We start from the raw sequence: 22,859 nt of genomic DNA on the forward strand, positions 1-22,859 counted from the left end.
AACCAAGAGAAGATGGTATTCTTTTATCTTGTATCTCATATCTCGTGTCTATTATTCCTCTAACCTTACATCTAATCCTAAACCTTGTAACTCGTGAAGCAATACATTGAAGGATTCTGGAATACCAGGCTCTGGCATTGCCTCTCCTTTCGCAATAGCTTCGTAAGTTTTAGCTCTACCAATCACATCATCTGACTTCACTGTTAGGATTTCTCTCAAGATGTTAGACGCACCGAATGCTTCTAGTGCCCAAACCTCCATCTCTCCGAAACGCTGACCACCAAACTGAGCTTTACCTCCTAATGGCTGCTGCGTGATGAGAGAGTAAGGACCAATAGAACGAGCATGCATCTTATCATCTACCATGTGACCAAGTTTCAACATATAAATCACACCTACAGTAGCTGGTTGAGTAAATCTCTCCCCTGTACCACCATCATACAGATAAGTGTTTCCGTAGATAGGTAGCCCTGCTTTTTCGGTGTACTCTGTAATTTGGTCTAGTTTAGCACCATCAAAGATAGGCGTTGCGAACTTCAAGCCTAACTGCTTACCTGCCCAACCAAGTACCGTTTCGTAAATCTGACCAATGTTCATACGAGAAGGTACCCCTAGTGGGTTAAGAACGATGTCAACCGGCGTACCGTCTTCTAAGAAAGGCATATCTTCCTCACGAACGATTCTAGATACGATACCTTTGTTACCGTGACGCCCTGCCATCTTATCTCCTACATTTAGCTTTCTCTTCTTAGCGATGTAAACTTTAGCTAACTTAATGATTCCTGAAGGAAGCTCGTCTCCGATTGAAATAGCGTATTTCTCACGGTTTTTAACTCCTTGTAAATCGTTGTACTTAATCTTATAGTTATGAATTAATTGCTTAATTAACTCATTTTTATCTGCATCTACTGTCCAGTCAGAACCGCTTACATTTACGTAATCTTCTACTGACTGAAGTAGTTTCATAGAGAACTTAGCACCTTTACCAATGATTTCTTCTCCTAAGTCGTTTTTAACTCCTTGAGATGTTTTACCATTAACAATAGTGTTTAATTTATCTAAAAGAACCGATCTAAGCTCGTTGAACTTAGTCTTGTATTGGTTTTCTATTTCTTCTAGCTTGATTTTCTCTTCTGTTCTCTTCTTCTTATCCTTAATGTTTCTAGAGAATAGCTTTTTATCTATCACTACCCCTCTTAATGAAGAATCTGCCTTTAAAGAAGCGTCTTTTACATCTCCTGCTTTATCTCCGAAGATAGCTCTTAATAACTTCTCTTCTGGAGTAGGATCAGACTCTCCTTTAGGTGTGATTTTACCGATAAGAATATCACCAGGTTTTACCTCTGCTCCGATTCTTATCATACCGTTTTCATCTAGGTCTTTTGTAGCATCTTCAGAGATATTAGGAATATCTGCTGTAAGCTCTTCCATACCTAGTTTGGTATCTCTTACCTCTAATGAATACTCATCTACATGGATAGAAGTAAACCAGTCCTCACGAACTACTTTTTCGTTGATTACAATCGCATCCTCGAAGTTATACCCTTTCCAAGGCATGAATGCTACCACTAAGTTTCTACCTAATGCTAACTCTCCGTTTTCTGTTGCGTAACCATCACAAAGCACTTGTCCTTTTTCTACTCTATCTCCTACTCTTACAATAGGTTTAAGAGTAATAGTAGTAGATTGGTTGGTTTTTCTGAACTTAGTTAAATGATAAGTCTTAGTAGCTGATTCGAAGCTTACAATATCTTCATCTTCAGTTCTATCGTATTTTATAACAATTCTCTCAGCATCTACATACTCTACAACACCAGTTCCTTCAGCATTGATTAAAATTCTAGAATCTCTAGCCACTTGCTTCTCTAGACCTGTACCTACGATAGGTGCTTGAGGTTTTAATAATGGTACTGCCTGACGCATCATGTTAGATCCCATCAAGGCACGGTTAGCATCATCGTGCTCTAGGAAAGGAATAAGTGATGCCGAAATACCAGAAATCTGGTTAGGGGCTACATCTATTAAATCTACTTGCTCTGGTTCTACCACTGGGTAATCTCCATCTAAACGAGCAATAATTCTCTCTGTTTCAAACTTACCATCATCAGCAAGCTCCACGTTCGCTTGAGCAATAATTTTAGCCTCCTCATCTTCTGCATTAAGATAAATAGGTGCCGCATCTAAATCTACTTTACCATTTTCTACCTTACGATAAGGCGTTTCTATGAAACCTAGATTATTGATTTTAGCATAAATACCTAACGAAGAAATCAAACCAATGTTCGGTCCTTCCGGCGTCTCGATTGGACAAATTCTTCCGTAGTGTGTATGGTGAACATCTCGAACCTCAAAACCTGCTCTTTCTCTAGAAAGACCACCAGGTCCTAAAGCTGATAATCTTCTCTTATGTGTAATCTCAGAAAGTGGATTGGTTTGATCCATAAACTGAGAAAGCTGGTTAGTTCCAAAGAACGAGTTGATTACCGATGTTAATGTTTTAGCGTTAACTAAATCTGTTGGACTAAACAATTCGTTATCACGAACATTCATTCTCTCACGGATTGTTCTTGCAATTCTAGAAAGACCTACACCAAACTGACCTGCCAACTGCTCTCCTACCGTTCTAATTCTTCTGTTAGAAAGGTGGTCTATATCATCTACCTCTGCTTTAGAGTTAGCCAACTCTATTAAGTGTTTTACAATACTAATGATGTCCTCCTTAGTAAGCACCTCTACACTTTCGTCTACGCTAAGACCTAGTTTTTTGTTCAATCTGTAACGACCTACCTCTCCTAAAGAATATCTCTGCTCCGAGAAGAATAGCTTTTCTATAATTCCTCTTGCAGTTTCTTCATCAGGTGGATCTGCGTTTCTCAACTGACGATAGATGTACTCTACCGCTTCTTTTTCTGAGTTGGTAGGGTCTTTTTGTAATGTATTCTGAATGATAGAGAACTCCTTAGTGTTTTCATTATGGATTAAAATGGTTTTAACACCAGCCTCCAAAATCAAGTCTAAATGTTCTTTTTCAAGAACGGTTTCTCTATCTAAGATAATTTCGTTTCTTTCTACAGAAACTACCTCACCTGTATCTTCATCTACGAAATCTTCAAACCAAGTATTAAGAACTCTAGCTGCTAAAGTTCTACCTTCTACTTTTTTAAGAGCCGCTTTAGACACTTTAACCTCTTCTGCCAAGTCGAATATCTGAAGAATTTCTTTATCAGATTCGTAACCGATAGCTCTAAGTAAAGTGGTTAATGGTAATTTTTTCTTACGGTCTATATAAGCGTACATTACGCTGTTGATATCCGTAGTAAATTCCATCCAAGACCCTTTAAATGGGATAATTCTAGAATAGTATAATTTAGTACCATTAGCGTGGTAAGTCTGCCCGAAGAATACCCCTGGAGATCTATGTAACTGTGTTACTACCACACGCTCTGCACCATTGATGATAAATGAACCACTAGGCGTCATATAAGGTACTGTACCTAGATATACATCTTGGATTACCGTTTGGAAATCATCGTACTCTGGGTCTGTACAGTATAGTTTTAATCTTGCCTTTAATGGCACAGAATAAGTAAGCCCTCTCTCTACACACTCATCTATAGAATAGCGAGGAGAATCTACTAAGTAATCTAAAAACTCTAGTACAAACTGGTTTCTAGAATCTGTAATTGGAAAATTTTCTTGGAAGGTTTTGTAAAGTCCTTCGTTCACTCTCTGCTCCGGAAGTGTGTCTAGCTGAAAGAACTCCTTAAAGGATTGAATTTGGATATCCAAAAAGTCTGGCGTCTCCACTCTTCCTTTAGCCGACGAGAAATTAATTCTTTGATTTCCCTGAGCTTTTTGTGTCGTCTTTGATTTACTCATAAAACTTTTAGAAGATTGCTGGTTTAAAAATATTTTGTTACTCTTTTTAAAAATATCAGAAAGCTATTCAGGCATCATTTCCTAAAAAACTTTCTAACTGCAACTCCGGTATATCTTTTCACGGCGTAGTGCAAAATATTTTCAATTTTCTCATCAGACAGATAACCCTTTGAAACACAACAGAACAAAACCCTAAATCCCTAAGGATAAGAGTTTTGTATTCTTATTTTATATTTCAGAAGTGTATATCACTCAAAATGAACTGCAAAGATATATTTTTTTATTAAACCTCACAAACCTTCTACCCTCTAAATTATCACCTTATAAAATTTGCATATCTAAAAAATAGCTTATACATTTGTCTCGTCTTTATGCAATACGCTATCAACAACATACAAGAAAATGTGAAAAAGTTACAGAATTATTTGGCTGTTCCAAATAATTTCGTAAACACACACACACACAGCAGGTAGTTTCGTGGGTATGTGCTGTATTATCTAGAAAATTATTTCAACTTTTATCGTTAATTATAAATAGAGTTCCGCTAACTTTTGTTGGGGGCTTTTTGTGTCTATACCATTCTAATTTTAGCTTTCATCAATATTTACTAAAAGCACCATTGTTTTGTCTTAAAACATGGTCGTTCTTGTTGGGTGCTTTTAGTATTCAGAGAGGGTATTCTATTCTCTCTGTTTTAGCCTTCCTCCTCATTTTGTGTGTGTTTAGAGGGGGGAGGCGTTTTTTAAGGTTAGAGGTTAGATATGAGAGATTAGAACTTAGTATAGCCTCATCAGCCCTTAAGACCAACCTCCAACCTCTAATAGCCATCAACCATTTAACAACTAACATCTAATATCTAAAAACTAAATCTTTATGTCAATTAAGTACAAAACCATTCAGAAAGCCCAGCCAGGTGTGGCGGGCGGAGGCGACAAAAAATTCTATGCATCGCCTGTGTATCAAGGAGAGAAAACCCTAGAAGGTCTTACTAAAGACATCGAGAAAATCTCTACCGTAAGTGGAGCGGACATCAGAGCGGTGCTTTATGCCCTCGTAGATGTGATGCAAACCTCATTATCAGAAGGACGAATTGTAAGGCTAGGCGAACTCGGCAGTATGAGAGTGAGCCTTAGCAGCGAGGGCAAAGCTAAGGAAGAGGAAGTAACTTCAGCAGTGATTAGAAATACAAAGGTGCTGTTTACCCCAGGAGCTGACCTTAAAAAGATGTTACAAACGCTGAAGTTTGAGAAAGCCTAGCTACCCACAAAAAATTTCCTAGCTAGGGAATGGTAATTCTCAAGCTAGGAAATCTTAATTCCCTAGTTAGGAAATTCTAAACGCCACGCTAGGGAATTTTAACACAAAGAACAACAAAGGAAAAATTAAACAAAATCATTAACAATTTTAAAATTAAATTTTATGAAAACAAAGACTACAAAATTAAGTGTACTTGCCTTTTTAGGCTTGGGATTAGCGGTTTATGGGCAAAGTGGAAAAGTAGGGGTTAATATCTCCTCACCTAGAGCTACTTTAGATGTTCAGCCTAGTGCAACCAATAGCCAAGGTGACGCCAAAACTAACGAAGGGATTTTAGCTCCCCAATTAAGTAAAACTCGTGTGGCAAGTATCGAAGCTCCTGTAGAAGGGACTCTAGTGTATGTAATAGATGACGCTACTAAGACCAATGGGGCTATAAGCAATTATACAGGTAATGATACCAAAGTAGCTAAAATCACAGAAAAGGGTTATTACTATTACAATGGTACGGAGTGGGTAAAGAGTGCTGCAAACAGCCTAGACCAAGAATGGGTATATAATTCTTCAACCAAAAATATAGAATTAAAAAGAAGTGGCACTTCTCCTTTTAATAACAAAGTCTACTTTGATGAAAATGGAGGATTTAAACTCATAGACAGTCCTGACACATCCGTACCTTACTTTAATTCAAAAGATTTAGTAGAAGAAACTGCTACTTCTCAGTCAGGAATAAATAAACACACTATAGGTATTAAAACATCTACATTAACACTTCCTGCAAGTGTTACCCCTTCAGTTTGGGGAGATATTTTTGCTACTGGTAGCAGTATTTCAAGTTTTATTGATACCGTTCCAGATAGAGCAACTTCTTTTAATGGGACTTCATCAACAGTATATGCTCCTACCACTCTCTCATCATTAAAATCATTGAAGAATATTACGGGTAATAGCGACGGTGTAGATTACCACGCTTCACAGAGCTTATCTACACTAACAGGAAATTATTCTAAAGCTCTTATTGGGATTAATGCCGAAGTAACTACAACTTACGCCAAAAGAAACCAAGCTTTTTCTTACTCTAATAAAGCAATAGGCTCTATTAGAGCATTAGATAATTACACCTATCTAAGAGGTAATGGTAGTATAAATACTGCTTCAGGCTCTATGGATTGGGTTGTATTTCAAAACGCATCTACCGCTACCGTTGAAAAACTTACAGGGAAAACCATACTCCTCCGCTCGTGGCAAGGGTCTAATCCTACTATAAAGCTAGTGAGAGGAATTGAGCTATCTAGCTTTATCAATGATACTGCGACCAACTCTACAGTTCCTAACATTGAAGACAATACAGGTTTATACATTGGAGGTATAACAGGAGGAACCACTGCCAATAGAGGTATCTACATAGGAAATGTTACAGGAAATACTTCTATACCTGACCAAAACTTTGCTATTTACACTAACGCTGGAACCGTTCGCTTTGGGGATAAAGTTGGTGTAGGTGTAGATACTCCAACCGAAAAACTAGACGTAGCAGGTAATGTAAAAGCTACAGGTTTTATAGGTGCTAATGCCGCTATCTTCCCAGACTATGTGTTCCAAAAGTATTATACAGGTACTTCTAGTCTCAAGGCAGATTATAGCTTTAAAACCCTAAGCCAAGTAGAAGACTTTGTAAAAACTAATGGGCATTTGCCAGGGTATTTGTCGGCTTCTAAAATCAAAGAGCAAGGTTATATAGACCTTATGGCTACCCAACTTACCAATGTAGAGAAGATAGAAGAACTTTACTTGCACAGCATAGAGCAAGACAAAGCCCTAAAAGCTAAAAATGCCGAAATTAAAGAACTCAAAGAAAGGTTATCTAAAATAGAAGCTCTATTATCTAAGTAAATTTTTTGATAAACCCATCCCTCCAAATCTACTGGAGGGATTTTTTGTTGCTTCTCATAAAGGCTTTATTAGATAGTAAAACTTTTTTAAAACCAATTATTACTCTAAATTTGCACCGCATTAAAAATAAAGTAAAACCATGAAATACCTTATCGTAGGGCTGGGCAACAAAGGAGATGAGTACACAGAAACTCGCCACAATGTAGGCTTTAAAGTTGTAGAAAAAATTGCAGAAAGCATAGAGGCTTCTTTTAAAACAGCTAACTTTGGCTGGGTAGCAGAGGGTAAATATAAGGGTAGAAAAGTAATATTACTAAAACCCGACACCTATATGAATTTAAGCGGTAACGCCGTGAAGTTTTGGCTAAAAAAAGAGAACATTCCGCTAGAAAATTTGCTTGTCATCACCGATGATTTAGCCTTGCCTTTCGGTACGCTTAGAATGAAAATGAAAGGCTCAGACGCAGGACACAACGGACTAAAAAATATCCAAGAACTCCTGCAAACGCAAAACTACCCAAGATTAAGGTTTGGCATTTCTGCCAATTTCTCCGAAGGTAAGCAAGTGGACTATGTACTCGGCAAATGGACTGAAGAAGAACAAAGCAAACTCCCAGAACGCCTAGAACAATTTACTAAGGCTTCTTTAGCTTTTGTATTTGCAGGTATCCAAAATGCGATGACGGGCTTTAATGGAAAGTAATCCGCTTTGCTAAATTTTCTTTTTATAGATAGTGTACTCTTTGTACATTCTGTGGTTAGGCAAACGCTCTATCTCTGCACGCATCTTATGGTTTTCTCTCATAATCAAGTGGCTATCTACCGATTTAAAGCCTAGCTTAATTGCAGAACCAAAAAGGTGCGTTGCCAAGACCGCATCTAGACCTTTGTTTTGATAATCTGGTGCTATACCGCCTAACAAAAGTACCAATCGTTTAGATGTTTTAGACGCTCTCAAAATATGAAACCAACCCAATGGCAATAGCCTCCCTTTAGCCTTTTTAATCCCTTGGCTTAGGTCTGCCATCGCTATCACAAACGCCACTACTCTCCCCGAACCATCACTAATGATTTTAATTAACTTAGGATTTAGTAATGGGAGAAAACGGTTGGCGAATTCGTCCATTTCTTCCTCTGAAATAGACGTAAATCCATAGATTTCTTGATAAGTAGCATTGATAAGATTAAACACCGACTTCACAAAAGGCTTCACCTGTTTCGTAGAAGTGAACTGATGTACCGTGATGTTCATTCTGCTTTGTATTCTTTCTGTAAAAGCCTCGTAGCGTTCGGTAATTTTAGAAGTTAGCGGAACATCATATTGGCACAACTCCACAAAAGAACTGTACCCCGAAGCCAAAATCATTCTAGACATATACTCAAAGCTAGAATTGGTAATCATCATCGTAGGTTTAGAGAATCCTTTGGTAAGAAACCCTTGAGGCTCTTTGTCGGAAAATCCCATCGGTCCGATAAGCTCTTCGCAACCTTTAGACTTCGCCCATTGCTCTACCTCTTTTAGTAACGCCAAGAATATGGTTTCGTCCTCATAACATTCAAAATAGCTAAATCTTGCTGTTTTAAGGTTTTGCTTTTTGTTATACTCATGTGGTATAATCCCCATAATTCTACCCACTGCTCTTCCATTTTGGTAGGCTAATAACAGAATGGTGTCGTTATGCTGAAATGCAGGGTTTCTCTTAGGATTAAAAAACTGCTCTTCATCCATATAAAGAGGCGGTAGCCACTCCTGATGATTATGGTGTATCTTCTCTGGAAGGTAGATAAAAGTATTAAGTTCTTTAGCACCTTCTACTTGTTTTATAATGATTTCCATTGTCTTCGTTTTTTTATAAAAAATAAAGTAATACTTGAACTAAGCAAGTAAACCAATACTCCTGTAACTCCTCCCGCCAAAACATCTACCGCATAATGTGCTTTGATATACACCGTAGAGAAAACAAGAATAAATGTAAATGGCAATATTAAGAAAAATAATTTTCTGTAATGTTTAAATAGCCAAATCAGAACCACCACACTCACACCCACATGAGAGCTAGGAAATGCCGCCGTAGGAGCTTCGCCCATCAATTGTATTTGTTTTACTGCCATTCCAAAAAGACCATAGGCTTCTACCGTATTGCTAGGATATGGGAAATAAAACTGTGGTCCTTCCGCTGGAACAAAAATAAAAATAGTGTAATAGATAACAAAAGCAGTTATCAATAAAGAACCAAAAAATTCCAGTAGATGAGGCTTGTACTTGAAAAGCATTCCAATCACAATGAGAGGCATTAGGTAATAGAAGAAATACCCTAAGAACATCAACTCACTAAACCAAGGATAATCAAAAACCTTAGAAAACTCTAGCGAAGGCTGAAAGCCAAACAAAAGGTGGTCTATCTCGACTAGCCAACTATCTATTTTATCAAAAAACATAAGATTGAGTTGTGCCGTCTCCTTATAAACCATACCTAAAAAGGCATAGGCTAGCAACCAGCTTACCAGTACTTTTATTTTTGGATAGTTTTTAAGTTGATTATCAAAAAATAAAGCCCCTAAAAACACTGCAAAAAAATAAAATCTTCCTTCTAATATTGGTATAAGAAAAAAGCCATCGGGTTTTACCAACAACACCAAAACTAGCGTAACCAACATATAAAAGGTTAAACTAAACCAACACAACGAAATCCCCCCTAATATTTTCTTCATAGATAAAAAAGCCCCCAAAGATACAAGATTTATGTTTAAGGACAATTAAAAATAAAAGTTGGGCTTCAGCTTTATAAACTGACGCCCAACTTCCTAGTGAAAAACTTATAAAATGAAATTAAATTGCTTTACCATGACCAAGCTCTATATGAGAGTGTTGGTCTTTTTCATAATCTTTATAAGATGTTCTAAACCCTAGTAACACTACTTCTATACCTTCCTCCTTAGCTCTTACATTAGCAAAGTCTTGTATCAGTTCTAATACATCTGTAGTAATATAAGAGGTATTTCTAGCATCTATAGTTACTTTAGAATTAGGTTTAATATTTTTTAAAGTCTTCTTTATAGCCGCTTTGTTAAGAAACGACACCTCTTCTGCTAATCTGATAGTAACTTCATCAGCTTCGTCTAACTCTTCACGGCTAAAATAGTACGCTCTTTTCATATTCCCTTGTAAAATATAGAATATAGAAATCGCCATACCTACACCCACTCCTTTCAGTAAGTCTGTAGCCACAACTGCTACTACCGTAGCGATGAAAGGAATGAATTGATACTTCCCTTTATGCCAAAAATGAGCAATTGTAGATGGTTTTGCTAATTTATATCCTACCAAAAGAAGTACTGCTGCTAAAGTAGCCAAAGGTATCTTATTAAGGATAATAGGTATAGATACTGCACAAACTAATAACAATACCCCATGTATAATAGCCGAAACTTTAGATGTAGCTCCCGCATTGGCATTAGCTGAAGAACGAACCACTACTGAAGTCATTGGAAGCCCCCCAATAAAGGCACTCACCATATTACCTATCCCTTGAGCTCTAAGCTCTAAGTTTGTATCTGTTATTCTTCTTCTCTTATCTAATCTATCTGCCGCTTCAATACACAATAATGTTTCTATAGAAGCTACAATAGCTATAGTAGCACCAGCTACCCAAACTTTAGAATTTAAAAAGCCTGAGAAATCAGGAATTACAATCATATTTTTAAAATCTTCAGCAGATTGAGGTACTGGCAGATTAACTAAATGTTCTTCACTTATCGCTAAAGAGCTTCCACTAGCTTTGAAAAACTCATTTAATAAAATACCTACCGCTACCGCCACTAATGCTCCTGGTAACATTTTAAGTTTTCTGAGTGCTGCCACATTGTCCCACAACAAAAGAATTGCAAGAGAAACTAATGTTACTATAATTGCCCCCATATGAACCGATGAGCTAAGATTTTGAAGATAGCTAGATATAGAATCAAGATTATAGCCGTTGTCAAAAATGGTCTCATTTCCTTCAAAATCACTATCATATCCTAGTGCATGAGGAATTTGCTTCATAATAATGATGACCCCAATACCAGCAAGCATACCCTCTATCACATTAGTAGGGAAATAATTAGAAATACTACCTGCACGCACAAACCCTAAAATCAGCTGTATTACACCTGCTATAATACCCGCACAAAGGAAAAGCTCAAACGCTCCTAAATCTGTAATCGCTGTAAGGATAATAGCTGTTAAACCAGCAGCAGGCCCTGATACTGATATATGTGAATTACTAATATAACCTACCACAATACCACCTATAATACCAGAAATAATACCAGAAAGTGGTGGTGCTCCAGATGCTAATGCAATTCCTAAACACAATGGTAATGCTACCAAGAACACAACAAGTCCTGAAGGAAAGTTTTCTTTAAAACCTCCTAATAAAGATGTCTTTTTCATTTTAAATATTGAAATAATTAGAACTCTCGTTTCTACAATAACCAATAACCTCTCTAAGAGAATTTACCGTTATTTCAAACGACTAAAAATTGATAAAATATCAAGCTGAACCTCCTCAGATAAGAAGAGGTATAGTAATATTAAGCTTCTGGAGGCGTATAATGCACCGATAAGAACGGTGAGAGATGAGCCACATCATCAATACCTACAAACACTCTATTGTTGTGTTTATAAGTAGACAGCGAGGAAAAACCTTGCAAGCTCATAGGCTCCGAAATCATCTTTTCTGAAAACAAAGTGGTTTCTCCAGAATGCGTTTCTTCTTCAGAGATTGTAAAAGTAACGGTTGAAATATCTTCACCAAACACCTTAGCGATACTTGGTAACGCCATAAAGTTTAGGAAAATAATCAATAATAAAATACTTTTAAACCTCATCTAAAAAACTTTTAAGGGTTTAGATTTTTGTTATTTCTTCTACTCATTACCCAATCAGAATCTGTTAGATTGTAGATTTTTTGAATATCCTTAAGCGTCTTAGCAAAATCAAGATTCAAATCTATCAACTTCCCAGTTCTTAAATCAAACACCCACCCGTGTACAATAGGAAACTCCTCTAAAATGTATCTTTCTTGCACACACGCCATTTTAATTACATTGATGCATTGCTCTTGAACATTCAGCTCTACCAATCTATCGAAACGCTTATGTTCGTCTTCGATAGCGTCTAGCTCTGCTTGGTGTAATCTGTAAACATCTCTAATGGTTCTCAACCAAGGATTAAGCAATCCTAAATCCTGAGAAGACATAGCAGCTTTTACACCTCCACAGTTATAATGCCCACATACCACAATATGCTTTACTTTAAGATGCTCTACGGCATATTGTATAACAGCTGTAGAACTCATATCTAAAGTATTTACCACATTAGCTATATTTCTGTGAACAAACACTTCGCCCGGCTGAGCCCCCATTAACTCCTCTGCTGTTGCTCTACTATCCGAACACCCAATGTAAAGAAAATCTGGAGTTTGATTTTTAGCTAAATTTTTGAAAAAATCAGCATCTCCACCCAGTTTACTTTCTACCCACTTTTTGTTGTTTTCGAAAATTACTTCATACGAATTTGGCATAATATATAAATTTTAAAATTAGTCTCCTCGTTTTAAATAATTTTCAAACTACCGTCAACACCCTAGGGTATCAAGAATTATGCAAATATAATGTTTTTGAACCAATTAAAGTATTTTTTAACACTTTTTATAATTAAACTTTATGGTTAATATAACCCTCCGTTGCTTGGTCGTTAGGAATAATTTGTGCTGGATTCCCCATAACTACAGAACCGCTAGGCACATCGGTATTCACATACGCATTAGGAGCAATAAGTACATTATTCCCTATGGTTACTCCACCTACAATTACTGCGTTAGCCCCAATCCAAACTTCATCTCCAATGGTAGGCACCCCCTGTTTTTTGCCTCGGTTCTGCTGACCTATGGTAACTCCTTGTGCTATATTACAATTTTTACCAATAGTGGTTTTCGGATTGATAACCACCGCTCCCCAATGTCCCAAATAAAAACCTTCGCCTATTTGAGTTTCAGGATAAATCTGAAAACCGTATTTTATTTGATAGTGCCTGAGAATAAGCCGTACAACACTACCCAAGAAAGGAGTACTTCTATATTTCTGAGCTTTACGAAACCAATAAATATAATGCAAATTAGGGCTGAAACATTTTTTGAATATCTGAATCCCAGAAAGCCACTTTCCGCTCTCTCGGTAGAAGTCTTTTTGTATAGTAGTGTAATTCATCTAAGATAGCTTGATAACAATTATGGCAAAGATAGAGAAATATCTCTATAATATGCAGACCGTGCGTGAGGGCGAAGGGCATTGTGGGAGCTCATCTTATAAAAAATGAAAGGAATTAGCCTTTGGATTTTATAAGATAGCGACTGCCCGAAGACCGACCCAAGCCTAAGCCACTGCAAGGACTAGGGGCACGCCCTATAAAAAATGGCTCTAACTATCTAGTATTTGCATTATCTTCTCCACAGAATTGGTAAGACTGAATGGCATTTGATAATCTTTTAGCTTTTCTTGATAGGTTTGAAAATGCTGTGGATTGGTAAGTGCTTTTTTCATCCCATGGTAAATGCCTTCTTCCGAATTATCTACCACAAGCCCCAAATCACCGTCTAAAAGCATCTCCCTAACCCCAGAAACCTCTGTTGCAATAATGTTCTTTCTCAAAGTAATCGCTTCAAACAATACGGTAGGATAGCCCTCGTACCGCGAACTTAGAACATAGAAATCGGCATTTTTGAAATACGGATATGGGTTATCTATAAAGCCTAACATATCTACTGTATCATCTACCCCAAGTTCTGTTTTGAGTTTTTGGATATTATCAAAATCATAGCCATCTCCTAAAATTTGTACACGATGTAGCAAACCTTCGTCCAAAAGCCTTTTGTGGACTTTTAGAAGTCTATCAAACCCCTTTTGTGGAAACACGGTACCCACGGACACAAAAGTTGGAAACATTGGTTTGGATAACTCTTCTACCGTGCTTTTATTGAGAATTTCTTGTGTGTCTAGTGGATTGTAAATCCTAATGATTTTATTTTTTTCTGTCTCGTTTTGAGCTAAACCGTCAAAGTCTTTCTGTATATATTCAGATATGACCATAATCTTATCGTATCCAAAAAACTTTCTAATTTCAGCATCTGTATAATTGTGAAATCCGGTTTTTCTTAAATCATTATGTATCCAAATGATTTTCTTAGATTGTTTCAATGGTGAATTTAACACCTCATCTCTAAAACCATGTATGGCGGCTAATTCTACATCATACTTTTTGCCTTTGAGAATGAAATGATAAAGCAATTTTGGAAACTTTTTTAATATTCCTTGATAAATAACTCTAAACGCTTTTTGAGGAATATCCTGCAAACGATTAGTGGTTATCATTTCCCCTTTGTTTAGATACAAAACATTAACCCAGCTAGGAACTTCTGGCAAATATTTACCTGAGTATAAATTGAGTAACAAATCCACCTCATACTTATCTGGCGGAAGGTTTTTAAGAAAAGTTACCAGTACCTTCTCCGCTCCACCATGTCTCAATGAACCTATACGAATGAGAAGTTTCTTTTTTTTATCACTCATACTTATTGCTTTAAGGTTTTTAAATAAGTAATAAAACTTTCGTTAAACTTAACGACTGCCTTTTGATTAAGATGATTACTATCGTAAAAGTCTATGGTATCGTTTAAAGGTAATTCGCCATAAAAATTCTTATAAGTCCCAATAGTTGACAGAAGACTATCCACCGATTTGTTATTCGTTTTAGACTCATAAAGTTTCTTAGTAATAGGAGCTTGAACTAAAATATAGGGTATATTTCTTTTCTTGATATAATCTAAGTTTTCCTTCAGAGCCTCAATTTGTTTAGGGTTAAGTTCCCACTTGCCTCTTGCTTCTTCTAGCATTGGATTTTTTCTAAACTTTGTTTCCACAAAACCACCTCCCTGCACATAAACATCATCATTCTGTATACTTGGTTCAGAAAATGTTTTATTTAAACCTAACACTTGTCTATATAAACCATAAATGGCCGTATTAAAAACCGCTAAGTGTCTAGTACGCTGTACCATTTCAATAGCATTAGCATCTATTTTATTGTTACTTAACATATCTAAAGAAGATTCTACACCGTCAGCCGAAAGCGTTCCTGCATACACTTCGTAAACTATCATTTTAGGTTTTATCCTATCTAAATATTGCTTGAGTAACACCTGCGTATTGATAGGAGATTGCGAACTAGAACCTAAATTAAATGAAGAAATACCATTTTTACTAAACACTCTAGTATCAAAACCTCGATAAGCGTGTGATGACCCTAAAAATAAAATATCTGGACTTTTTTCTAGATTGCCAACATCTCTGGTTCTGGAAAACAAATGACCATAGCAACCCACACAGTTTCTCACATTTTTAGCCATAAACGGTGGCATTATCTGGCTCCATATTGGCAAAACTACCACATAAAACACACTCCCAAAAATGGAGAAAAATATAATCTTTTTTATAAATGATTTCATATCTATTAAAACTGAAAATAAATAAATGGGGTCTCATTAGTTTGCATAAACAAACCTATCAAAAGAATAACAAACGCATAAAAACTCCATCTTAACAAACGAGGCTTTTTGAGCCAAAAACTTTCTAATGCAAACTCTCCTCTTCGTCCTTGCCATTCCATTATCAATAAAAAGCCAACTAGAATCAGAGTAGCTAATGCAGCCTTATTAAGACTAGGAAAACTGAATAATGATGGTTTAAATATATTAGTAATATAAGAAATGGCATGAGCCATATTTTCTGCTCTGAAAAAAATCCACGCAAAAACCATCAATCCAAATGTAGTAAGCATATTAAAAACATCTCTTAAAGAAGGTAATAGTCTATCGTGAGCCACCACTTCTATATTATTTCTATTCGTTTTCAATATAATGGACGGCATTATGAAAAGGGCATTTAGAAATCCCCAAGCAATAAATGTCCAATTTGCTCCGTGCCAAAATCCACTCACTAAGAAAATAATGAAGGTATTTCTAATTCTCATCCAATTTCCGCCCTTGCTCCCGCCCAAAGGAATGTACAGATAATCTCTAAACCACGTAGAAAGAGAAATGTGCCAACGTCTCCAAAATTCTGCTACATCACGAGAAAAGTAAGGATAAGCGAAGTTCTTCATCAAATCAAACCCAAATAAACGAGAAGTACCTATGGCAATATCCGAATAGCCAGAAAAATCTCCATAGATTTGAAAAGTGAAAAATATAGCTCCAAGCACTAGCGTACTTCCCGAAGAGGTATCCGAATTTGCAAAAATCTGATTAGCATAAACCGCACAGTTATCCGCTATTACCATTTTCTTAAATAGTCCCCAAAGAATCTGACGCATACCGTCCACCGCCTTAGTATAATCAAATTCCCTCTTTTTATAAAATTGAGGTAACAAATGCGTGGCTCTCTCAATAGGTCCTGCTACTAACTGCGGGAAAAAGCTCACAAAGGCACTAAATGCAATAAAATCTTTGGTTGGCTCTAATTTTTTCTTATACACATCTATGGTATAGCTTAATGTTTGGAAAGTATAAAAACTAATCCCCACAGGAAGCAAAATATTAAGCGTATGAATAGATGGCTTCTGCCCCAAGAAGGTAAATGCCGCTATAAAATTATCTATAAAAAAGTTGCAATACTTGAAGAATCCTAAAAACCCTAAATTAACTACCACGCTAACAACAAGATACATCTTTCTTTTTTTTAGGCTTCTCATCTAAAGCTAGTAACCTTCCTAAAGAATAGTCTAACACTGTACTAAATAGGATAAGAAAAAGGAAACGCCAATCCCACCAACCATAAAAAATATAACTTACAACTACTATAAAGAAGTTTTGTAATTTTATATTTTTTTGAAAAACAAACCAATAAAGTATAAAAACTATAGGTAAAAATATCGCAAATTCTATTGAGTTAAAAAGCATAGTCTACTATATTATCTTTTTCCATTGTTCTAAAATTTTATCTTTTTTCCATTTTTGTGCCTCCATGTAGGAGGAGTGTGATAAACGCTCTAAATCCGCTGGATTATCGAACAGATATTGTAGCTTTTCTCTGAATAAATCTTTATTTCTAAGCGGAATTAAAAATCCATTATTCTCATTGATAATATCTGACGGTCCATAATTACAATCGTAAGCTATTAAAACATTTGAACAAAACATAGCCTCTACCAATACCAACCCAAAGGCTTCTACAGTAGAAGTAAGAGCGAAAATTTTAGATTCTTGTAAAATATGGATAATTTCATCAGTAGATTTTTTGCCTAAAAAAACAACCTTATCCTTCAACCCTAAATTTTCCACTTGTGCTTCTAGCGGATACCTCAATACCCCATCACCAATAATTTGTAAAACCCAATCTTTTTTATCTTTTATTTCGGAGAATATATCAAGAAGTTCAGTTACATTTTTTTCAATTTCTAATCTACCAACAAACGCAATATGATTTTTTTTATCTAAATGGTTTTTATACTTTAATTTTTCAAAATCATCACCCATTAAATTAGGAATAAAATCCGTATTATTAAATTGCCTATAATGAGTAATAGAAGGAGTATTAATACATACAATCGATTTTAGATTTTTATAGTATTGTCTTAATTTTTTAGCATATACAAACCCTCCTACACCATAATATATATGCTCCCAAGCAATAGTTTTTTTTGCTATTTCTCTACCCATTACCCCAATAAAAGAAGACAATTTATACCAACAAGAGATAATAGTATCGTAATTCTGATGATTTTTTTCCAACCAATTTTTCAACATTAAATAAACCCCTATATGATGAATATAAGCATTAATATTCTGTATTTTAGGAACAAACCTAAGCCACTTTACATTAAATTCACATATTTTCCAAGCCCAATGTGAAAAAGTATCTATATGATGTATTTTGACATTTTCATTTAATGGATAAAAATTAGGTCTGGGCGACATTAACAATAGAATTTCTACATTATACCCTTCCTCCACAAGCTCATTGGCTAATGTTGTCATTACCTTAGCCACGCCACCCGGTTTAAATAGCTTATAATACACCAATAGTACCTTTTTACCTTTCCCGTCCATAATTACCTCACTTTATGATATAAAAAACTAAAGGGTAAAAGTCCCCAACTTAATACCTTTATCAAAGACGGTTGAATATCCATCAAAATATTTCTAAAAGAACTTCCATTTTTAAATGAATAGTACTGATAGCCTACAATATTTCTTAGTAATGCTTTAGGATACGCCGATAACCTAACCCCATAGCTATTGAGAAAAGACAAATGACCTTCCTTTAAGCCATAAACATTCTTTCCCGTCCATCTAGTATTAGAGACGGAGGCAGCATCATCTTCGTCTTTATGATAAACCCTCACTACTTTATTAACAAACCTAGTTTTAATTCCCTTAGCATCATATTCGTTAAAAATCACCGATTGCGGAATGTAGCCTTTCCCTTTATAGGAGCTATAATCCTTCCCAAGGATTTGACGATGGTAAGTTGGTGTAATAAAAATTCCAAATTTATCTCCTCTAACCTTGTACTTATAACGCATATCGAAAATACTTCCGTCAAACCCACCGTGAGGATATTCATCGCCCACTATTTTTCCACTTTCATCTACGGAAAGTCCCATCACACCAATATAATCGTCAGGATTGTTAATAGCCTCTACCTCATTAAGGAGAATCTCCAAAGCATCATCAGGATAAGAATCATCAGAATCTACCACCATATGATAAGGTGTAGCAACCTTCTTTATACCATCTAACACCGTTAAAAACTTATGTTGGTTAGGCTGATAACAATACTCTATCTCAAATGGACTTTCCTCCTTAAATCCTTCCACCACTTCCTTAGTGTTATCGGTGGAACCATCATCCATAACCAGCCACTTAAAGCCTAAAAAACTCTGCTTTTTTAAAGAGTTAAACACCCGTGGCAAAGTGTGAGCTCGGTTATAGGTTGGGGTAACTATCGTAATTTTTATATCGTTGTTCATTTTTAATTACATTTACTTGGTAGCTACCAATCTCTCAAACACTTCCGTAACTTGAGCATATATCTTTCTCTCATCAAACTTTTCATCAGCTCCTAAAGTTCCTTTCTTAATTCTCTCCACCAATTCTGGATTGGTAAGGAATGATTTCATTGCTTCAAAGAGTTCATTTTCATCGTAATTAACTAAAATACCGTCTTCCCCATCGTCTATCATCTCTGGTATACCGCCTACATTGGTGGAAATAATTGGTTTCCCCAAAGCCATAACTTCGCCTATCGTCAGTGGATAACTCTCTGATTGAGAAGGTAACACAAAATAATCCGACGCTTTAACATAAGGCCAAGGATTTTTTTGAGTATCCAAAAGTAAAAAAGTTTTTTCTACGGATAATGCTTTCACTTGATTTTTCAGATTTTCCATTTCATTCCCTCCACCTATAACGGCAATGGAATGTAGTAGACCTTCGTCTATCAATCGTTTATGGACTTTTATTAAAGTATGATAACCTTTTCTACTATGCAATCTTCCAATTGAGGTAAAGCACGGACGGACATCAAAATCTACTTTAAAAGCTTCTGCTTTCTCTCTCGCTTCATTGATTTTAATAACATTGTAAATAACTGAACTCTTTGGGTAAGTTACACCATACAAATCTTCTATCACTTGTCTGGTTTGTGCAGCCCCAAAAATCATCCAGTCAAACCTCTTCATCAAATCAATGCGTTTTTTTACCCTTGCCTCATCTTTATCATAGCTAACATCGGTATGAAACCACCCTACTTTCTTGGATTTTTTGTTAGGTGAATTGAGCACCATCTCAAATTCCGCATAGCCTGGTGATACCTCTATATCATATTCTTCCTTTACTTTAGATGCATACAACAAACTCGGAAATTTATCGTAGAATTCTAACTTCAGTCGCCTTAGTCCCAGTTGTATTTTTTGAACAAAAGCATTTCGAGACATCTGCTCTCTCCCTTTTTCCACAACGATAAGCCTAATATCTTTAGGTATTTCGGAGACCAATTCACCTTGATACAAATTAAGCATTAAAGCCAAATCAAACTTATCCTTAGGAAGGTTCCTCAACAAGTCTAAAACCACTCGTGGCACACCTCCCATTTCTAAAGATCTAAGTCTAAATAATACTTTTATTTTTTGTGATTTATTATTAATCATCTAATTATTATTTTTACTGTAGTACTTTCTAATCCATAGATTGGCAGGTTCTTCAATATACTTAAACAGTACAATTGATATAATATTTAAGACAACAAAAATAAATAACTTATTGCTCCAAATATTATCATTAATAAATATTGGGATAAAGCCTTTATGTATTAGGTAAAATATATATGAGCTTTTTCCCAGTAACACCATAAAAGGAGTAGATAAAATTTTACTAATAAAAGTTCTTTCATGGATAAGCCCCCACAACAGAGGCGCTATTCCTAATAAAGATAAGGCTCCCATAGAGACGAACACAGCGGGATCATACTTTAAGTCGAAAACCGCACGGAAAAACTGCATTCCTATAAGATATACGAGTATAAAACCTATCCCTACATAGGTAACCTTATTTTTTAATATTTGTATACTCTTAGATTGGTTGTTAATAAATAAAGCTAGACCTATCCCTACAAAAAACTCTATAATATAAGTAGCTATATTCTTTTGCAAAAAGCCTCCTAGATTGGAAAAGTTAGAAAAAACTTCCTTCATTCCAAAACCAAAAATGAAAATAAGAATTGGCAATAAATAGAGCCAAATTTTCCTCTTCCTAATTAAAATAAAATAAAGCGGTGCTGTTATATAGAACATTTCTTCTAAAGTAAGCGTCCACCCTTGTGCCACTCCTCCCAAGAAATACTCTTTAAAAAGTGCCTTCGTCATTGTAAAACTCAATAGAGCCTCTATTGTTTTTTCTTGAGTCCAAATACCAGAAGTAAGATAACCACTTATAAAAACCGCTACTGTAATCAAAAAATACATGGGATATATCCTTGCAAACCTATTTACCATATACTTCTTGAAATCTATAGGGTTTTCATTAAAATACCTATAAGTTATTAGAAATCCGCTCAATACAAAGAACATATCTACTCCTATATGAAATTCCCATATAATCTTTGCTATCCACTCTGGGTAAGAGTGTGATTCATTTTTAAATGGAAAAAAATGATATATAAAAATCATCCAAGCAGCTATTGCTCTATACCCTGTAAGAGCTGGAAAAAAAAGTTTATTATTACTCATAGAAACTATTCTCTCTATAATTCTCAGCAAAGATAAACAAAGTAATTATGTTTTTTTTAACAAGTTAAACTCATACTTTGTTTATTTACAAAATAATAAATAAATTTACGCTCTAATGAATCCTAAAAAGTAATTTTACCAAAATGAAAGTACTCATTAAAAACGCCCAAATCGTTAATGAAAACCAAATTTTTCAATCAGATATTCTTATAGAGAATAGTTTAATCACTAAGATAACTCCCTCAATATTAGAAACCGAGGCCGACCAAACCATAGACGCTAAAGGATTATACCTTCTGCCTGGGGTAATAGACGACCAAGTTCACTTTAGAGAGCCTGGGCTTACCCACAAAGGAACTATTGAAACCGAAAGCCGTGCTGCCGTTGCTGGAGGTGTTACGAGTTTTATAGAACAACCCAACACTGTTCCTAATGCGGTTACCCAAGAGCTTTTAGAAAATAAATATCAGATAGCTTCACAAACTTCCCACGCTAACTACTCTTTCTCTATGGGTGGAACCAATGACAATTTAGACGAAGTCCTAAAAACCAACCCTAGAAATGTAGCTGCAATAAAACTTTTCTTAGGTTCTTCTACAGAAAATATGCTGGTGGATAATCCAGAAATTTTAGAAGAAATTTTCTCCAAAGTTAAAATGCCTATTTGTGTGCATTGCGAAGACGAAACTACCATTCGTAAAAATACAGAAGACTATAAAAGCAAATTTGGCGATGATATTCCTGTAAAATACCACCATCTCATCAGGAGCGAAGAGGCTTGTTTTATTTCATCAGCTAAAGCCGTAGAACTCGCTCAAAAAACAGGTGCAAGACTACATATTTACCACTTATCAACCGCTAAAGAGACCATATTATTAGATAATATGACTCCTCTAAAAGACAAAAAAATAACTTCAGAAGTTTGTGTGCATCATCTTCATTTTACTAATGAAGACTATGAAACTAAAGGTAGCCTTATCAAATGGAATCCTGCCGTTAAAACTCAACAAGATAAAGATGGCTTATGGGAAGCACTACTTGATGGTAGAATAGATGTGATAGCAACAGACCACGCCCCACACACCTTAGACGAAAAACAAAAACCTTACACACAATGTCCTTCGGGAGCACCTCTTGTACAGCACTCTTTGCAAACGATGTTAGAGTACCATAAAAAAGGAAAGGTAAGTCTAGAAACGATTGTGGAGAAGATGTGCCACAATCCAGCCATCATTTTCCAAATAGAAAAGAGAGGCTTTATAAGAGAGGGCTATAAGGCAGATTTGGTATTGGTAGATTTAAACACTGAACAAACAGTTTCCAAAGAAAATATACTTTACCATTGTGGCTGGAGTCCATTAGAAGGCGAAACCTTTCATTCCAAAATCACACATACTTTTGTTAATGGGCATTTGGCTTATCACAATGGAGAAGTTTCCTCTACTAAACACGGAGAAAGACTTTTATTTGATAGAAACTAAACTTTAATAAAAAACAATAAAAC

Annotated in this window: 17 protein-coding genes and 1 pseudogene; 4 read left to right on the forward strand and 14 right to left on the reverse strand. The window is 35.7% G+C overall.

Going from position 1 to position 22,859, the window contains the following annotated elements; translation table 11 throughout:
• Window positions 1-51 precede the first annotated feature (51 nt).
• Window positions 52-3,879, reverse strand: coding sequence for a DNA-directed RNA polymerase subunit beta (gene rpoB / locus D1J36_RS02740; protein WP_154137861.1), 3,828 nt, complete (start codon window positions 3,877-3,879; stop codon window positions 52-54).
• An 873-nt stretch (window positions 3,880-4,752) separates the two neighbouring features.
• Between rpoB and D1J36_RS02745 the strand changes: the two genes are divergently transcribed.
• The 3 genes from D1J36_RS02745 to pth all read left to right on the forward strand — a co-directional run bounded on the left by D1J36_RS02745 (window position 4,753) and on the right by pth (window position 7,732).
• The gene (locus tag D1J36_RS02745; protein WP_154137860.1) at window positions 4,753-5,136 is read left to right on the forward strand and encodes an HU family DNA-binding protein; all 384 of its coding nucleotides are present in this window, start codon (window positions 4,753-4,755) and stop codon (window positions 5,134-5,136) included.
• Window positions 5,137-5,298: 162 nt separating this feature from the next.
• A complete protein-coding gene (locus tag D1J36_RS02750) occupies window positions 5,299-7,029 on the forward strand; it encodes a hypothetical protein (protein ID WP_154137859.1) in 1,731 nt (576 codons plus the stop codon).
• Between the two features lie 139 nt (window positions 7,030-7,168).
• Complete coding sequence (gene pth / locus D1J36_RS02755; protein WP_154137858.1) at window positions 7,169-7,732, forward strand: aminoacyl-tRNA hydrolase; 564 nt, start codon at window positions 7,169-7,171, stop codon at window positions 7,730-7,732.
• Between the two features lie 9 nt (window positions 7,733-7,741).
• Here pth and D1J36_RS02760 read toward each other — a convergent pair whose 3' ends face one another.
• From D1J36_RS02760 to D1J36_RS02820, 13 genes and pseudogenes are all read right to left on the reverse strand, one after another.
• Complete coding sequence (locus D1J36_RS02760) at window positions 7,742-8,866, reverse strand: hypothetical protein (protein ID WP_154137857.1); 1,125 nt, start codon at window positions 8,864-8,866, stop codon at window positions 7,742-7,744.
• Window positions 8,851-9,741, reverse strand: a complete 891-nt coding sequence (locus tag D1J36_RS02765) for a phosphatase PAP2 family protein (protein WP_252339420.1) — start codon at window positions 9,739-9,741, stop codon at window positions 8,851-8,853. The genes D1J36_RS02760 and D1J36_RS02765 overlap by 16 nt, the downstream gene beginning before the upstream one ends.
• A 118-nt stretch (window positions 9,742-9,859) precedes the next feature.
• Window positions 9,860-11,464, reverse strand: a complete 1,605-nt coding sequence (locus D1J36_RS02770) for a SulP family inorganic anion transporter (RefSeq protein ID WP_154137855.1) — start codon at window positions 11,462-11,464, stop codon at window positions 9,860-9,862.
• 140 nt (window positions 11,465-11,604) lie between these two features.
• Window positions 11,605-11,901 (reverse strand): hypothetical protein, encoded by a 297-nt coding sequence (locus tag D1J36_RS02775; protein ID WP_154137854.1) that lies wholly within the window; start codon window positions 11,899-11,901, stop codon window positions 11,605-11,607.
• 11 nt (window positions 11,902-11,912) lie between these two features.
• Complete coding sequence (locus D1J36_RS02780) at window positions 11,913-12,596, reverse strand: carbonic anhydrase (protein ID WP_154137853.1); 684 nt, start codon at window positions 12,594-12,596, stop codon at window positions 11,913-11,915.
• Window positions 12,597-12,729: 133 nt separating this feature from the next.
• On the reverse strand, window positions 12,730-13,281 hold the full coding sequence (locus D1J36_RS02785) for a serine O-acetyltransferase (RefSeq protein WP_154137852.1): 552 nt from the start codon (window positions 13,279-13,281) through the stop codon (window positions 12,730-12,732).
• A 210-nt stretch (window positions 13,282-13,491) separates the two neighbouring features.
• Complete coding sequence (locus D1J36_RS02790) at window positions 13,492-14,640, reverse strand: glycosyltransferase (protein ID WP_154137851.1); 1,149 nt, start codon at window positions 14,638-14,640, stop codon at window positions 13,492-13,494.
• 2 nt (window positions 14,641-14,642) lie between these two features.
• Window positions 14,643-15,575 carry a hypothetical protein gene (locus D1J36_RS02795; RefSeq protein WP_154137850.1) on the reverse strand — a complete coding sequence of 311 codons (933 nt, stop codon included), beginning with the start codon at window positions 15,573-15,575 and terminating at the stop codon, window positions 14,643-14,645.
• Window positions 15,576-15,580: 5 nt separating this feature from the next.
• Window positions 15,581-17,027 (reverse strand): annotated as a pseudogene (locus D1J36_RS02800) (MBOAT family O-acyltransferase).
• A 6-nt stretch (window positions 17,028-17,033) separates the two neighbouring features.
• Window positions 17,034-18,176 (reverse strand): glycosyltransferase, encoded by a 1,143-nt coding sequence (locus D1J36_RS02805; protein WP_154137849.1) that lies wholly within the window; start codon window positions 18,174-18,176, stop codon window positions 17,034-17,036.
• A 2-nt stretch (window positions 18,177-18,178) separates the two neighbouring features.
• Window positions 18,179-19,099, reverse strand: coding sequence for a glycosyltransferase family A protein (locus D1J36_RS02810; protein WP_154137848.1), 921 nt, complete (start codon window positions 19,097-19,099; stop codon window positions 18,179-18,181).
• Window positions 19,100-19,111: 12 nt separating this feature from the next.
• A complete protein-coding gene (locus D1J36_RS02815; RefSeq protein ID WP_154137847.1) occupies window positions 19,112-20,278 on the reverse strand; it encodes a glycosyltransferase in 1,167 nt (388 codons plus the stop codon).
• Window positions 20,279-21,355, reverse strand: coding sequence for an acyltransferase family protein (locus D1J36_RS02820; RefSeq protein ID WP_154137846.1), 1,077 nt, complete (start codon window positions 21,353-21,355; stop codon window positions 20,279-20,281).
• A 143-nt stretch (window positions 21,356-21,498) separates the two neighbouring features.
• On the opposite strand from D1J36_RS02820, the gene D1J36_RS02825 reads away from it, so the two are divergent.
• The gene (locus D1J36_RS02825; RefSeq protein WP_154137845.1) at window positions 21,499-22,836 is read left to right on the forward strand and encodes a dihydroorotase; all 1,338 of its coding nucleotides are present in this window, start codon (window positions 21,499-21,501) and stop codon (window positions 22,834-22,836) included.
• Window positions 22,837-22,859 lie beyond the last annotated feature (23 nt).

Source organism: Riemerella anatipestifer (assembly GCF_009670965.2).
Lineage (GTDB): Bacteria > Bacteroidota > Bacteroidia > Flavobacteriales > Weeksellaceae > Riemerella > Riemerella anatipestifer_B.